Source organism: Acidovorax sp. GW821-FHT10A04, from assembly GCF_059415825.1.
In genome coordinates this window covers 390288-404977 of record NZ_JBWKNZ010000001.1, presented here as the reverse complement: position 1 = coordinate 404977, position 14690 = coordinate 390288, and the positions used below count along the sequence as shown (strand labels likewise).

The 14690-nt window shown below is 58.6% G+C and carries 12 protein-coding genes; 6 read left to right on the top strand and 6 right to left on the bottom strand.

Features of this window, described 5'->3' with window-relative positions:
- The first annotated feature begins 191 nt into the window (after positions 1-191).
- Positions 192-2309: a TonB-dependent siderophore receptor gene (locus AC07PF_RS01860; RefSeq protein ID WP_494610693.1), complete on the top strand. Its 2118-nt coding sequence runs from the start codon at positions 192-194 to the stop codon at positions 2307-2309.
- A 101-nt stretch (positions 2310-2410) separates the two neighbouring features.
- Here the strand turns inward: AC07PF_RS01860 and groL are convergent, their stop codons facing one another.
- The 6 genes from groL to AC07PF_RS01830 form a co-directional block, all read right to left on the bottom strand.
- Complete coding sequence (groL, locus tag AC07PF_RS01855) at positions 2411-4063, bottom strand: chaperonin GroEL (protein ID WP_007854022.1); 1653 nt, start codon at positions 4061-4063, stop codon at positions 2411-2413.
- A 109-nt stretch (positions 4064-4172) separates the two neighbouring features.
- On the bottom strand, positions 4173-4463 hold the full coding sequence (locus tag AC07PF_RS01850) for a co-chaperone GroES (protein ID WP_007854024.1): 291 nt from the start codon (positions 4461-4463) through the stop codon (positions 4173-4175).
- Positions 4464-6490: 2027 nt separating this feature from the next.
- Positions 6491-7429: an ImmA/IrrE family metallo-endopeptidase gene (locus tag AC07PF_RS01845; RefSeq protein ID WP_494610692.1), complete on the bottom strand. Its 939-nt coding sequence runs from the start codon at positions 7427-7429 to the stop codon at positions 6491-6493.
- A gap of 9 nt (positions 7430-7438) precedes the next feature.
- Positions 7439-7927 (bottom strand): helix-turn-helix domain-containing protein, encoded by a 489-nt coding sequence (locus AC07PF_RS01840; RefSeq protein ID WP_494610691.1) that lies wholly within the window; start codon positions 7925-7927, stop codon positions 7439-7441.
- Positions 7924-8553, bottom strand: a complete 630-nt coding sequence (locus AC07PF_RS01835; protein WP_494610689.1) for a hypothetical protein — start codon at positions 8551-8553, stop codon at positions 7924-7926. Before AC07PF_RS01835 ends, AC07PF_RS01840 begins: the two co-directional genes overlap by 4 nt.
- Positions 8550-8762: a transcriptional regulator gene (locus AC07PF_RS01830; protein ID WP_494610687.1), complete on the bottom strand. Its 213-nt coding sequence runs from the start codon at positions 8760-8762 to the stop codon at positions 8550-8552. Before AC07PF_RS01830 ends, AC07PF_RS01835 begins: the two co-directional genes overlap by 4 nt.
- 165 nt (positions 8763-8927) lie before the next feature.
- Here AC07PF_RS01830 and AC07PF_RS01825 point away from each other — a divergent pair, with 165 nt between their 5' ends.
- From AC07PF_RS01825 to AC07PF_RS01805, 5 genes are all read left to right on the top strand, one after another.
- Positions 8928-9458 (top strand): multiubiquitin domain-containing protein, encoded by a 531-nt coding sequence (locus tag AC07PF_RS01825; protein WP_494610685.1) that lies wholly within the window; start codon positions 8928-8930, stop codon positions 9456-9458.
- Between the two features lie 2 nt (positions 9459-9460).
- Entirely contained in the window at positions 9461-9838 is a 378-nt protein-coding gene (locus AC07PF_RS01820; RefSeq protein WP_494610683.1) for an E2/UBC family protein, read from the top strand.
- The gene (locus AC07PF_RS01815) at positions 9835-11244 is read left to right on the top strand and encodes a ThiF family adenylyltransferase (RefSeq protein WP_494610682.1); all 1410 of its coding nucleotides are present in this window, start codon (positions 9835-9837) and stop codon (positions 11242-11244) included. The genes AC07PF_RS01820 and AC07PF_RS01815 overlap by 4 nt, the downstream gene beginning before the upstream one ends.
- A gap of 2 nt (positions 11245-11246) precedes the next feature.
- A complete protein-coding gene (locus AC07PF_RS01810; RefSeq protein WP_494610680.1) occupies positions 11247-11612 on the top strand; it encodes a ubiquitination-like system serine protease family protein in 366 nt (121 codons plus the stop codon).
- Positions 11613-11949: 337 nt separating this feature from the next.
- Positions 11950-14112 carry a KAP family P-loop NTPase fold protein gene (locus AC07PF_RS01805; protein WP_494610678.1) on the top strand — a complete coding sequence of 721 codons (2163 nt, stop codon included), beginning with the start codon at positions 11950-11952 and terminating at the stop codon, positions 14110-14112.
- Positions 14113-14690 lie beyond the last annotated feature (578 nt).

Below are 14690 nucleotides of genomic sequence, written 5' to 3'. Positions count from 1 at the left end.
TTCTCCCGGTGGGCCGCTGACCCATTCCTCTCACACGCGGCTGAAAAAAGGCCCGCAGGCGAATCGCCTGCGGGCCTTTTGCATGGGATGGAGCCCGCCGGACGCTTGTTGTCCCAGAGCGACACCCGGTGGCTGTGGTCCAATTTTGGTTTTTAAAATGGGAATCATTCTTAACTCCATTTGAGACCATCATGAAGATCCACCACCGGCAGACGGCAGACGGCAGACGGCAGACGGCAGTCTGCATGGGCATCGCGCTCGCGTTTGGCCTGCTTCCATCGTGGGCTGTTGCGCAGCAAGGAACGGCACCCACCCTGGGCGAGGTGCGGGTGGATGCAAACGCGGAGAAGGAGTCGGCCACGGCCCCGGTGGTGGGCTACCGCGCACGCCATGCTGCCACGGCCACCAAGACGGACACGCCCTTGTCCGAGACACCGCAGTCCGTCACCGTGGTCACGCGCGACCAACTGGTGGACCAGGGCGCCTCCAACCTGCAGGATGCGCTGCTCTACGCAGCCGGCGTGCGCAGCGATGCCTACGGCCTGGACAGCCGCTCCGACGGCATGCGTGTGCGCGGCAGCTACCCGGACGTCTACCTCGACGGCCTGCGCCAGAATTACAACTGGTACACCAGCGTCACCCGCTCCGACGCCTACACGCTGGAGCGCATCGAGGTGCTGCGCGGTCCTTCGGGCATGCTGTTCGGTGCGGGCACGGTGGCCGGCGTGATCAACATGGGCAGCAAGCGCCCCTTGCAGGAGGCGCAGCGCGAGGTCGGTGTGCAGCTGGGCAGCTGGAACCGCCGCCAGGTGCAGGCCGACCTGACCGGCCCGCTGACCAAGGACGGCGAGTGGTCCTACCGCCTGGTGGCACTGGCGCGCACGGCCGACACCCAGGTGGACCATGTGCCCGACGACCGCCGCCTGATTGCCCCTTCGCTGGCCTGGCGTCCCAATGCCGCCACCTCGCTGGTGCTGCAGGCGCACTGGCAGCAGGACCGCACGGGCAGCACCTCGCAGTTCTTCCCCTGGTCGGGCACGCTGCTGCCCAACCCGAACGGCCAGCTGCCGCTGTCGCGCTTCATCGGCGAGCCCGGTGACCACTACGACAGCGACCGCGAATCGGTCGGCTGGCTGTTCGAGCACCGCTTCAACGACGCCTGGACCGTGCGCCAGAACCTGCGTCTGGCGCGCAACGAGAACCGCGGCGTGTACCACTGGGGCGATTTCTACACGGCGCTGGGTGGCTTCGGGTCCGACCCGGTCAACCAGCGCGTGCTGGGCCGCTTCTACGATGACTCCCTCACCCGCACGCGCATGGCCGCGGTGGACACCCACCTGCAGGGCAACCTGGCCACGGGCGCGCTGCGCCACCAGCTGCTGCTGGGCGTGGACTGGAACCGCCAGACCGAAGACAAGGCGACCGCCAGCGCGTTCAGCACCATCGACGCCTATGCGCCGGTGTACGGCAACCTGGTGACGGCACCGCTTGAGGCCAGCCCGCGCAATGTGCAGCGCCAGGGTGGTATCTACCTGCAGGACCAGATGAAGTGGGGCCACTGGATCGTCGTGGCCGGCCTGCGCCATGACCGCGCGGTGAACAGCCTGGCCGGATCGGCCGACGACCGCACCAGCGACACCACCAAGCGCCTGGGCGTGATGTACCAGCTGCCAGGTGGCTGGACGCCTTACATCAGCTACGCCGAGTCGTTCAGCCCCGTGAGCGGCACCAACAAGCAGGGCCAGCGCTTCAAGCCGCTGGAGGGCGAGCAGATCGAGCTGGGGGTGAAGTATGTGCCCGAGGGCAGCGGCACCCAGTTCACGGCAGCGGTCTACGACCTCAAGGAAAAGAACCAGAAGATCGCCGACCCGGTGAATGCTGGCAATACGCTGCAGGCCGGGCAGACCCGCAACAAGGGCCTGGAACTGGAGGTCAAGAGCCGCGTCGCCACGGCCTTCGATGTGATCGCCCACTACAACTACACCGACGTGGATGCGCAACTCGAAGGCCTGCCGCGCCACCAGGCCGCGGCCTGGGGCGTGTACCGCTTTGCGATCGGCGATGTACGGGGCTTCTCGGTCGGGGCGGGATACCGCTGGCTATCGTCCTTCCGCGATGGCGCCGGTCCCACCATCCCCTCGGCCGGGGTCGTGGATGCGCTGCTCGCGTACGACACGCCGCAGTGGCGCTATGCGCTCAACATCAGCAACCTGGCCGACAGGCAGTATGTGAGCACCTGCCTTGCGCGCGGCGACTGCTGGTGGGCCACGCGCCGCAACGTGGTGCTGAGCGCGACCTACAGATTCTGACGCGCCAACGAGAAAGCCCCGCAGGCCTTGCAGCCTGCGGGGCTTTTTCATGGTGGGCACAGGGGCCGCATGGCGGCCTGCTCCTGTGCCCGGCCAGGCAATTACATGCCCATGCCGCCCATGCCACCCATGCCGCCCATGTCGGGCATGCCGCCGCCGGCACCGGCCTCGTCCTTGGGTGCTTCGGCAACCATGGCTTCGGTCGTCAGCAGCAGCGATGCCACGGAGGCAGCGTTCTGCAGGGCCGTGCGGGTGACCTTCGTGGGGTCCAGAATGCCCAGCTCGAGCATGTCGCCGTACGTGTCGTTCGAAGCGTTGAAGCCGTAGTTGCCCTTGCCGGCCAACACAGCGTTCACCACCACCGAGGCTTCGCCGCCGGCGTTGTTCACGATTTCGCGCAGGGGCGCTTCGATGGCCTTCAGGACCAGCTTGATACCGGCTTCCTGGTCGGCGTTGTCGCCCTTGACCGAGTCACCCACGGCTTGCTTGGCACGCAGCAGGGCCACGCCACCACCGGCCACAACGCCTTCTTCCACAGCTGCGCGGGTTGCGTGCAGTGCGTCTTCCACGCGGGCCTTCTTTTCCTTCATTTCGACTTCGGTGGCAGCGCCGACCTTGATCACGGCCACACCGCCGGCCAGCTTGGCCACGCGTTCCTGCAGCTTTTCGCGGTCGTAGTCGGACGTGGCTTCCTCGATCTGCACGCGCACTTGCTTGACGCGGGCTTCGATGTCACCAGCAGCGCCGGCGCCGTCGATGATGATGGTGTTTTCCTTGCCCACTTCGATGCGCTTGGCCTGGCCCAGGTCGGCCAGGGTCACCTTCTCGAGGGTCAGGCCCACTTCTTCAGCAATGACCTTGCCGCCCGTCAGGATGGCGATGTCTTCCAGCATGGCCTTGCGGCGGTCGCCGAAGCCAGGAGCCTTGACGGCCACGACCTTCAGGATGCCGCGGATGGTGTTGACCACCAGCGTCGCCAGGGCTTCGCCTTCGACTTCTTCGGCAATGATCAGCAGCGGACGGCCAGCCTTGGCGACTTGCTCCAGCGTGGGCAGCAGGTCGCGGATGTTGCTGATCTTCTTGTCGAACAGCAGCACGAAGGGGTTGTCCAGAATCGCGGATTGCTTTTCGGGGTTGTTGATGAAGTAGGGCGACAGGTAGCCGCGGTCGAACTGCATGCCTTCCACGACGTCCAGTTCGGAGTCGAGGGACTTGCCGTCTTCCACGGTGATCACGCCTTCCTTGCCAACCTTGTCCATGGCGTCAGCGATCAGCTTGCCGATGGTTTCGTCGGAGTTGGCAGAGATCGAGCCGACCTGTGCGATTTCCTTGGAGGTGGTGGTGGGCTTGGAAGCCTTCTTCAGCTCGATCACCAGGGCCGTCACGGCCTTGTCGATACCGCGCTTCAGATCCATCGGGTTGATACCGGCGGCCACGTACTTGAAGCCTTCGCGCACGATGGCCTGGGCCAGCACGGTGGCGGTGGTGGTGCCGTCACCAGCGTTGTCGCTGGTCTTGGAGGCCACTTCCTTCACGAGCTGGGCGCCCATGTTCTGCAGCTTGTCCTTGAGTTCGATTTCCTTGGCCACGGACACACCGTCCTTGGTCACGGTGGGGGCGCCGAACGAGCGCTCCAGCACCACGTTGCGGCCCTTGGGGCCCAGGGTCACCTTGACCGCATTGGCCAGGATGTTCACGCCTTCAACCATGCGTGCGCGGGCTTCGCCGCCGAAAACTACGTCTTTTGCTGCCATTTGGAGCTCCTGAAAATTAACTGAATCAATTACGACTGTCTTGGGGAAAAGGAAAAAGCGCGGTGAGCAGGTGCCAGGCAACCATGCATGGCACGCGCTCGGCAGCTTTTTACTTTTCGACCACTGCGAACAGGTCGTCTTCCTTCATGACCAGCAGCTCGTCGCCCTTGATCTTGACGGTCTGGCCCGAGTACTTGCCGAACAGAACGCGGTCGCCGACCTTCACGTTCAGGGCGATCAGCTCGCCCTTGTCGTTCTTCTTGCCGGGGCCGACGGCCAGCACTTCACCTTGATCGGGCTTTTCAGCGGCGTTGTCGGGGATCACGATGCCGGAGGCGGTCGTGGTTTCGCTTTCGATACGCTTGACGATCACGCGATCGTGCAGGGGGCGAAGGTTCATTGCATTGCTCCTGGTTCAAAAATTACCGACGGTACGCAGCGCCTGGAAAAGCCAGTCACTGCCAAACTTCATCCAGCAAGGGGTGTTAGCACTCCGTTGCAGTGAGTGCTAATGATACGGGCATTTGTTGCCGTTTCAAGACATGGGGGTGATTGGAAGATGTCAAACACGCATCCTGCGGAACGCCACTGTAGTTTCGTCAACGCGCCACTTAACCTTCGTTTTTTAGATGGGGCTGGCAGTAGCCGTCGGGCGGCTGGGTGCGATGCTCTGTGAAGCCAAGCTTGCTTCGGATGCTGCGGATTTCATAGCACCTTCTTCCTGACTGTGGAAATACATGCACCGTCTGGGCGCTGCGCGCGAGTCACATCCCACACAACTTCAAAGCCCTCGGGTTGAGAGCTATTTGTAACTATTTGTGTTTTTGGCTTTGAGCTTGTGTTGGGGCGTGAAGTGGTCGTGAAAGACCGACTAGCAAGGCAACACGGAGCGATCCTGTTCGTAACATCTATGCCCCCGGCTGAAGCAGTGGGTTGATTCAACTCTTGACGAGACCGATGTGGAGCAGTTGTGCAACTTGGCCAAGAGCGTGATGGTGACTGAATCAGCGTACTGAAGGGCCCCTTTTGACTACAACAAATAGAGTCCGTCGGATGAAAACAAGGTCCGTCGGGCATTTCCTGCATTGTGGAAATTGCCAGGCCTGGCCGTCCTGTCGCATGAGGGCGGCAGGCCAACGGAGTTGCACTATTGCACTGAGGGCAGCAAGCAAGTGTGCTCGTCGGGCCAAGCACCCGTCGCGATAGCGGCCCAGATGGCGTCACTGACATCTCCCGAGACTTGAACCAGGTCTCGCGCTGCGTTTAGCACCATGAGCGACCTCAGCAGCTGGTCTTCCTCAGGTGGATTGCATAGGTGGTAGCTCCGTCCTGACTCCGTTTTTACTATTGCCCTGGGCAGGTCTATGGCTTGCAGCAAGGAGGTGACACGCAGTGACCCCGAATCAAGCTGGGCGGCAATGTGCAGGGTTCCATTGCCCCGCCGCAGGATGCGCCAGTGGTGCAGTTGGACCTCGGGCTGCGAAAGGACATCCGGCGCCGGACGCTCGTTGACAAGGTGAAACTCCATGATGAACCTCGTTGTTCGTCTAGAGACAAGCAGGATAGCAAAGCCACCGCCTGCACCCAAGTTGTCCCTTGAAAGCCTTGATTGGGCGACGTTGGTCGCACTTCAACAGGTAGGACCTGCAGCCCGCGCTCTGTCTTGCCTAGGAATTAAGCACTCCGTCAAGACCCGCGCCGGTGCAGGCTCTGCAGGACATACCACGGAGATATCCACAGCTTCATCCACGGCTTGAGTGGACATTCTTCTGTGGGAAGGCTGTTTGGCCGTCTATTCCCCGAAAGTCTCAGCATCGGAGCCTGAACGCAGCGCCTCGAGGCGTACTGGCCACTGCTTTTGCTGAAGATGGTGCAGGGGCTGGACCAAAGCAATGCACGAACACCTGTGCCTTGATTTCGTACTGCCCTTGAAGCCCCGACTCATCGGAGGTATGTTGCTCCCATTGCAAGGAGCGAACATGTCAATAGACCGTTCCATCTATAGCGGAATCCCCGCCGACTTCCCGATAGCCGCGATCCCTTCTGCTCTCTCTGGCGGGCATCCAACGATGAGCTTGATCGAAGAGGGTGGAAAGTTCTACGCCCCCGGTACCGCACCCTCCGAGGTCGCTACCGCCTTCGAGGTCTGCGAGGACTTGGTCGTGCAGATGGTCCCCTACTGCGAGCGCAAACTGGCTTCGTTTCAGGGGGACCAGGAGGCTACGCTGAGAGCGGCTTTTCGGAGCCTGCTCAGCAAGAAGTGGTGCACTGACTCGCAATCCGAATGGATTGTTCGTAGGGTCGCAGATCAACTCAATTGGCCGATGACCCAGTCAACATTTGTCCTGTGACATCGGAGTCGGGCGGTTGGCAATCAACTTGCTGGTCGAGGCCACTCGGCAACGGCACTAGACAAATCGGCAGCGCCTAGAAAGTGCTTGCGGTGAAGACTGCCGGATCCTTCCTCAAATAGACTCCGAGGGTCAGCGCGTCATGTCGATTGAAGAAGGTCTCAAATGCGAAGCGATGATCTTCCCCATTGTCGTCCGTGAGAACCAATTCAGATTGACCCAAGGGGCCTCCGCCTTGATTTCCGCAGTAGCTACGTAGCGCTTTGAATAGTTCGGTCTCACTGACTTTTCCGAACTGCTGTTGAAATGCAACTGATTGGATGAAGTGCTTGCACGGCTTTTGTGGATCGAAGTCCACAGGTTCGCGTGATGGATGCGGGTGGCAAGTCATCAGGCCAATCATGGGAAGAGAGTCGTCCGCAGCTTCCACATAGCGCCAAAGAGTAGAGGCCAGTGTATTCCCATAGCGCGTTTTCAGTGCTTTGATCGAATCGATGTTCAGAGGAGACGAACGCGCATCCCCTACGAACCGATCGCAAAAGAAAAGTAAGCGACCCGCAGCAAAATTTGCCTCTGCTTCGACTTTCTCCTCGCAACTCCGAGAGAGCGTGTGTGCGTTGTCTCCATGCATGAGATCTTGATGCCAAGGAATGAGGCTGTGGCCTATCTCGTGAGCTTCGTTCCAGCGATGCTTCAATATAGGCTCGGTCTTATCCAGCAGAATTCTCTTGCGGTCGGGTAGATACAGAGCTTTGAGTGAAAACTTCTTGATGGCGTCAATGATCAAAGTTGGCCGCTTAAAGACCTGAATCGCAGCAACTCGAACACGACTGATAGCTTCTTGAGCCAGTCCAGGATCGTTCGCGGTGTAGTAGCCAAGATCGAGCTTGAGCAATTCGCGCACATCTCCTAGTCGCAGCGGCGGCTCTGGGTTTCCAAGGCCGCGCAACACCCGTTGTACACGTTCATCAATGTCAGCGCGCGTTGCTTGCCGCAACAGGAGATTTTTTGTCATGCCAGTCGTCTAGTTGCGCTCACTCAATACAGCAACAAATGCATCCAAGGCGGCACGTTCAACTTCATTGAGTTCCTCAACAGACTCCGAGCGTGCTGCAAATCGGACAGCTTCATTTGAGAGCCAATTATCTTTTGCTTGAGTCAGTCCAGCCACTTCCATAAGCTTTGACACGGAAATGCGGAACTGCTGCGCAAGCTGATACACCGTTCGCGGCTCTGGGACATGACGAGCATCCTCTTCAATTTCTATGATCTCAGTAACATCAACTCGCGCGGCCTCCGCTAACTTCTCAACAGTAAGCCTGTTCTTTCGGCGCATGAGTTGTACAAAACGACCGAACGCAATGTTTGAACTATGAGTGGGATTCGCTTCAACTTCAACTGGTCTGGTCAAATCTTCTGTTGAGGCCTGGAACCCCGCGCCAAAGGCAGCGCCGGATTCCTCCTCAAGTTGAGCCATACGAAGGCACCACTCCTTGGTGAATTCGATTTTCATGGCGAACGTCCTTTCGCAATGAAGGCTTTGGCCGCTTCTGGCGTCATCTCGAAGTACCGCAAGTGCTGTGTTCTAGGATCGGGATCCCGTCCCAGGTCTTGCATGCCACAGTTGGTGTACCAAGTGTTCGATTGCGGTAGTGAGTGCAAACCTATGCGGCCATGAAAGCCTGCATCAATGCTTGTTGCGATGGCTGCTCGCAGCAGGGCTGACCCAACTGCGGCATAGCGAGGTTGGTCGCCAGGAAAATCTCGACGATTCCATGGCGCAACTTCGAGGTACTCGATGTAAACAGTCGAGGCATTCTTCTTAATGCGTGACGCACCGAAGGTGTTGGTGATCATCAAGCCTTGGGTCATTTCATCGCAGACCACACAGAAGCCTGGTGTCATAAGACCTAAGTCATGGCTCTGGGCCTTCTTCTGCCAATCCCAGTGACGGCTTTGTGGCCACAGCGCCCGGTCTATACCTGCGTCCTCCAGGCGCGCAATGAGTTGCGCGGTTGCTGGCTTCCAGTGCCCTTCCCAATCCGTTAGTTGCTGCGGCCCTATTGCATGGCGCAGCTCTGCCGGCACCGCGTTTTTCGCGGCATCGACCAAAAACAGAGGGGAAGATTCGATGCTCACAGCATCATCACCTCGGCCTTTTCCTTCGTCTGCTCGTTCTCGAAAAACAGCTTCGTTCCGCCGTCGACGCGGCTCTCCACTGCCTGGTACAGCCGAAGTGCCTGCCTCAGGACCGCAGTCTTGCTCAAATCCTTCTTGTCGCATAGCTCCTCCAAGACGCTCATTTCGGCGTCGGTGAGATTGAGGGTCATCGTTTTCTTCGTTGCCATGGTCTGCTCCTTGAGTCTGTCGGTGGGAAGGGATTCAGTGTTTTTGAGCTACTTTACGCGCAAAAAATAGCTGCGTCAAGGCTATTGACTAGCTAAAAAGTAGCTATAAAATACGCATCCAGCGGCGGGATGGTCCCGCTGCAAGTTTCTAGATAAGGACATGCCATGAGCAACATTCCTGATGTCGAAGATCTCCAGCAAGCCATCCAAGCGGGTCGCCCCGTGCGTGACCATGGTCCCTACCAAGTCCTCGTGGGCGATGAACTGTTGAACTACCGCTCGGTGGTCATCGCGGACCCGGTGCCTACTGGCCGGCAGGTGCTCCAAGCAGCAGACGCTCGCCCTGCTGTGGAGCACAGCGTTTTCCAAATCCTGAGCAATGGACAGGTGGAAAACCTGCGGCTCGACGAGACGACCGATTTGCGCTCGCGTGGGGTCGAGAAGTTCCTCGTATTTCACGGCGACCGCTCGTTCCGTCTGGAGATCGACGGCGAAGTTTTCGAGTGGGGCAGCTCACGCATCCAAGGGCGTGTGCTGAAGGTGTTGGCGAAGGTTGACATGGCAACCTACGGTGTTTGGCAGGAAATCCGCGGGCAGGATGATCGCCCCATCACTGACGATGACTTCGCCGACCTGACCCCCCAGGGCGTTGAACGCTTCTTCACAGGTATCGTCAAAACTACGGAGGGCGCGTAACCATGGCCATCCTGCCGTTGAAAGATCGCCGGTATCTCACTGAGCGTGGGATCCAGTTTGAGGAAGTTGACGGTCCACCAAAGGCGCTGGTGTTGCATGGGTACGAGCTGCCGCCCAAACGCTTCGATGCTGCCAATGCCGATGTGTTGATCCTGTTGCCCGCGGCCTACCCGGACTGCGCCCCCGACATGTTCTACGCGGTCCCCTGGCTGAAGTTGGTGGGCTCCAACAGCTACCCGAAGGCCGCTGACCATCCCATGGACTACGGGGGGAAGTCCTGGCAGCGCTGGTCGCGTCACAACGACGCGTGGCGTCCTGGCGTGGATGGGATTTGGACAATGCTGAAGCGCGTGGATACGGCGCTGGAGGTTGCAGCATGACTTGGATCGACGTCACGTTGCAGGAGCAACATCTCGACGACCTGCTGCAACTGGTACTCCCTCCGACAGGGTCTGAGGGCGCTGCCTATGTGTTGTTCGGGCGGTCTCTTGTGGGCCAAGATCCTTGGGACCGGCGCGCACGACAGCGCTTCATGTCCCATGAGGTTATCTCCATACCTGACGGCGACATTGAGTCTGCAGGTCCAAGCCACATTACGTGGTCTACGGCCTCGTTCGTTCGCCTGCTGAAGAGAGCCAAGGATCACGGTCTGGTGGCGGGAATTGTGCACTCACACCCCGGTGGTCCGGACTGGTTCTCCGACCAAGATCGCCTCAACGAAGGCGAGCTCGCTCAACTAGCCCGAAATCGAAACGGGCAAGGCGCCGCGTTGATCAGCGTGCTCCTTACAGGCGACGGCCAAGTGCGCGCCCAAGTCTGGCTGGGTGAAAGCCTGTCAGAGCCCGCTACTGCCGTGCGTGTCGTTGGCCGACGTCTAGCGGTTCATCAGAGAGGGCGGCGTGGTGGGCAAGACGTTGCATTCGACAGGCAGGCGCTGGCCTTTGGCGATGAAGTGAACGCACAACTGCGAAATATGCGCGTGGGTGTGGTTGGCTGTGGCGGTACTGGAAGCGCGACCGCGGTGCTCCTTGCGCGCTTGGGCGTCGGTCAGCTGGTGCTGTTTGATGAAGATGTTGTGGAGGCCTCAAATTTGAACCGTTTGCATGGTGCTCGCCGATCAGATGCCGATGCCATGCGTCTGAAAGTAGATGTGCTGGCCCGTGAAATCACTGAGATGGGGCTGGGCGTTCGAGTGGCCCGGATGCCTCACTGGATTGGAGCTGAGGTATGCCGTGACGCTTTGAAATCGTGCGATGTGATTTTTGGATGCACGGACGACAACGATGGGCGGCTGTTGCTGAATCGGCTCGCCTATTTCTACCTCATCCCTGTGATCGACATGGGCCTTGCGATTGAGCCAGCACCTGTTGGTGGGGGAGTACGTGAGTTGAGTGGGCGCTGCACTGTGCTGACACCGAGCAGTCCCTGCCTTCTTTGCAGAGGGATCATTGATCCCACTCTTGCAAGGGAGGAGGCGCTCAAGCGGGAGAATCCACAAGAATACGAACGCCAGAAGCGGGAGGCGTATGTTCGGGGTGGGGGCAACCCTGCTCCTGCGGTGGTCACATTCACCACGGCAACAGCAAGCATGGCAATTGACGAGTTGCTGCAAGCGCTGTCCAACTTCCGCGGTGGAGATGGATGGGCCTGGCAGCGCATACGACGGTTTGATCTGATGCGGGACAGAACACCAGGAGCGCCAGTCAACCACGATTGCCCAGTGTGTGCCGATCGTACCTATTGGGGGATTGGTGACACAGATCCATTTCTTGACAGGGTCGGCTGATCGTGTGGAAAAGAATCATTCGAGCGCTGGCGGTAAGACTGGGTGCCATTGAGAAGCCAGATTTCGTGCTGCGGTTCGTTAACGAGCACCCAGCTCCTGAGCAACTACGCCATGGAGAGATCGTGGTGGTGAGAGGTAAGGAGCACCACAAATGGGCTTGCCTTCGTTGTCCAGGTGGATGCGGCAATCGGCTTCAACTTTCGCTCAATCCGAGCAGGCGGCCACGTTGGACGGTAGAGGGTGATTGGTTGGAGCGCGCTACGTTGGATCCATCCGTCAGGCAAATCGGCGCGTGCGGTGCACACTTCTGGCTTCAAAAAGGCATTGTTCGTTGGTGCGCTGACAGCACTTGCGGCCGTGCCAGATGAGCCCGGGATGTAGCTATCGTCATCACCCATGGCCTTGTTGTGCTGCGTATTTCGGATCTTCTGGACTTCGGGTTCAGCGCCCTGGGCACAGTTCGACACCGCAGGCGGGAGGCCGTAATGGCCGGCAAATCTGCCGAGGAACAGTTGAAGCGGCTAGACTGCCGGTAACGACCTAAAGCGGTCTTATCGTTAAGTCTTGAGCAGAACTTCTGCCCCCTTGCGCGGTACTCAACGGCGCCGGTGCCCCAGAATGCGTATGTCAATAAGCGCGCGTGGCAACGGCGTTTACAGCTTGGCTATCTGCATTATCACAAGAAGCAAGAATTCGGAGGGGAGAATGAGTTACGACGCCAAATTAAGTTCCGACACTCCCGTCTCAGTGCCCGCAGAAGACGCCTATGGTTTTGCACCGTTTGCGAAAAACCTGGCGAAGGCGATTCGCGTTACCCCGAGTCCACATGGACTCGTGATGGCTATCAACGGCCCCTGGGGGTCTGGCAAATCAAGCATGCTTAACCTAGTGAAGTACAAACTTAAAACCGTACTTGAGCATGAGGGGCCAATTGTCATCGAATTCAATCCCTGGTGGTTCAACGGGCGCGACCAACTGGCCACCCAGATGCTTACGCAGTTGGGGGAAAAGCTGCGTGGTGGAGATTCGAAATTTTTAGTTGGGGCCGGCAATTTAATGTCGGAGTATTCCAGCGCACTGTCTGCGATGGTCGCGCTGTCGACGGGGATCCCTTGGATTGACAAGCCAGTCAACTTTTTGCTCAAAAGGCTCAAGTACAAGCCCAAGGAAGTTCACAAAATCAAGGCTGATATAGCGCAGCGACTGAAAGACTCCGACCGGAGGATTCTGTTGATCGTTGATGACCTGGACCGGCTCACACCCGACGAAATTCGAGAGGTCTTTAGGGTCGTGAAGGCACTAGCTGATTTTCCGAACGTCATCTACCTCCTGTCTTTCGACAAGGCCGTTGTGGCGGACTCTTTGGGGAAGTCCCTCGCAGTCGATGGATCAGCCTATCTGGAGAAGATCATCCAGGCATCATTTGCTCTCCCGGCCGTCGACAGCACGCGTTTACAAAGAAAGTTGTTCACTGAACTGGATGCCTTAGCTGGATCACTCCCGACAGTGCAGCCCGAAAGCACCTACTGGGGAAATGTCTATTTCGACGGCTTGAACACTTTCTTCAATAAGCCGCGCGACATCGTACGGCTGATGAACGTGTTGGCAGTGACTTACCCACCAGTGGCCGGAGAAGTCAACCCAGTTGACTACATCGCCTTGGAATGCCTTCGAATTTTTGCACCACACATCTATCGAACGATCCGCGACAACAAGGACATGTTTGCCGGCTTCATTTCGGAAGGCAGGGACGAACGCGATGCGACCCGTGAGTTCCATCAGAAATGGCTAGGCCTCCTGGATGAGCGCGATCGAGAAGCGATGACGGCTCTTGTCCAGAGGATTTTTCCCAAGGTCGAGTCTGCAATAGGCAGGATGAACTATGGAAGCAGATCGATGGCGGGTTGGCGTCAAAACTTTCGAGTCTGCCACCCTGCATTGTTCCCCTTGTTCTTCCAATTCAGCATGCCTGACGACTATCTCAAGCAGTCCGAGTTGCTGAGGCTTCTTGAGCTCACATCGGACATGCCTGTCCTCATAGAGACGCTCATGGCAGCGACCCGTACCGTGCGACCCGATGGGAGATCAAAAGCAAGGGACTATGTAGATCGCCTGACACAACTGCCACCGGACGAGATCACAGTTCGTCAAGCAACTGCACTTGTCGAGGTACTGCTCACGTTCCCAGAAGATCTTCTGACCGAAGCCGATGCGCGTGGCGAAATGACGGGCCTTCCAAACACTTGGCGGCTCAACTTCCTGCTGATGTCCTTACTTGACCGCATTCCGCAAGGGGAAAGGTGGAGTCTTCTACAGCGCTGTATCGCAAATGGGAATGCGTTGGCAACGATCATCATGATGGCACACCGGTTGGAGGAGGCCGTTGCCGAGCCTGCAAAGCGACAGGCATGGATGGGCGGAATAACTGACGCAGATATCGGCAATCTGAGAGACCTTATCGTTGCGCGCGTTGAAGCTGCGAGTTTGAAAGACCTGCTCGCCAAAAACGATTTCCGTATGATTTTGTACTATTGGTCAAACCCTATCGACCGAGCAACGATGCGTGCGAAGTTTGCTGATGTGCTGGACGATAGCTCGCTGCTCATCGAAATGCTCAACCGATTCCTTTCAGAAGGCTCCTCTCATTCTTGGGGTGACAGGGTGAGCAGAACTGTGCTGCAACTCGATCCACGCGCGCTGGAGAAATTTTTTGACCTAGACGAACTCCTCCTTCGCGTCGAAGCACTTCGCCCCAACCTTCCGCCTGGTTCTCGGGCGGCGGCGGCTGCAGAGAAGTTCGTCAAAGGCATGGAGCGAGTACGTGCAGGCTTGCCAACGGGAAATGACGCCTTCGATGTCGACGACTGAAATCGTCGAGCCTCCAAGCCGTGCAGTTGACCGCGCCGCGGAGCAGTCGTAGCCTGTTGGTATGCCCAAGACAGAGCCCACGATACTTGGCTTGATCGCCGCTGAGGTGACCGAGCTTGTCAGGCGCGCAACGCGCCAGGCAGTGCTGTCCGATCTACGCGCGGGCATTCCTGTGGTTGGTATGTTCGACGCTGAAGTTCGAACCCTGCTGCCAACCGATCCCGCTGCGCTGAGGTTTTTGCAGGCACACGCTGATGGTAGCGAAGAGAAGTAGGCCCGGCGCCCGCCAAGCGCATTCGGCCTTAGATCGCATCCACCTATGCCCACCATGTCGCGCGGCCGCTGACCATGCAAGTTTGTGAGTTCGCGCATGTTAGCTGTCCAGCTAACATAGCAAAAACAGCTAATAACAACTAGGTTGCGTTAGAGGTTTCGGCGAAACATGTAGCGGGCCATGACCACAGAGACCTTACTTCGGTCCACTCCAGCCAGCGACACGATTGTCTCGGCTTGGGCTTCTTGGGTTTGGCTTGGTCCCGTGTGGCAGCGGGGCCGGGCCCTTTTTTCCGCGTTCGCCG

What these genes read in the sequence shown, in the direction of transcription:
- AC07PF_RS01830 (WP_494610687.1), bottom strand. Translation starts at nt 8,762, where the DNA reads ATGGCAACGAAGAAAACGATGACCCTCAATCTCACCGACGCCGAAATG.
- AC07PF_RS01815 (WP_494610682.1), top strand. Translation starts at nt 9,835, where the DNA reads ATGACTTGGATCGACGTCACGTTGCAGGAGCAACATCTCGACGACCTG.
- AC07PF_RS01850 (WP_007854024.1), bottom strand. Translation starts at nt 4,463, where the DNA reads ATGAACCTTCGCCCCCTGCACGATCGCGTGATCGTCAAGCGTATCGAA.
- AC07PF_RS01840 (WP_494610691.1), bottom strand. Translation starts at nt 7,927, where the DNA reads ATGAAAATCGAATTCACCAAGGAGTGGTGCCTTCGTATGGCTCAACTT.
- AC07PF_RS01825 (WP_494610685.1), top strand. Translation starts at nt 8,928, where the DNA reads ATGAGCAACATTCCTGATGTCGAAGATCTCCAGCAAGCCATCCAAGCG.
- AC07PF_RS01845 (WP_494610692.1), bottom strand. Translation starts at nt 7,429, where the DNA reads ATGACAAAAAATCTCCTGTTGCGGCAAGCAACGCGCGCTGACATTGAT.
- groL (WP_007854022.1), bottom strand. Translation starts at nt 4,063, where the DNA reads ATGGCAGCAAAAGACGTAGTTTTCGGCGGCGAAGCCCGCGCACGCATG.
- AC07PF_RS01805 (WP_494610678.1), top strand. Translation starts at nt 11,950, where the DNA reads ATGAGTTACGACGCCAAATTAAGTTCCGACACTCCCGTCTCAGTGCCC.
- AC07PF_RS01860 (WP_494610693.1), top strand. Translation starts at nt 192, where the DNA reads ATGAAGATCCACCACCGGCAGACGGCAGACGGCAGACGGCAGACGGCA.
- AC07PF_RS01820 (WP_494610683.1), top strand. Translation starts at nt 9,461, where the DNA reads ATGGCCATCCTGCCGTTGAAAGATCGCCGGTATCTCACTGAGCGTGGG.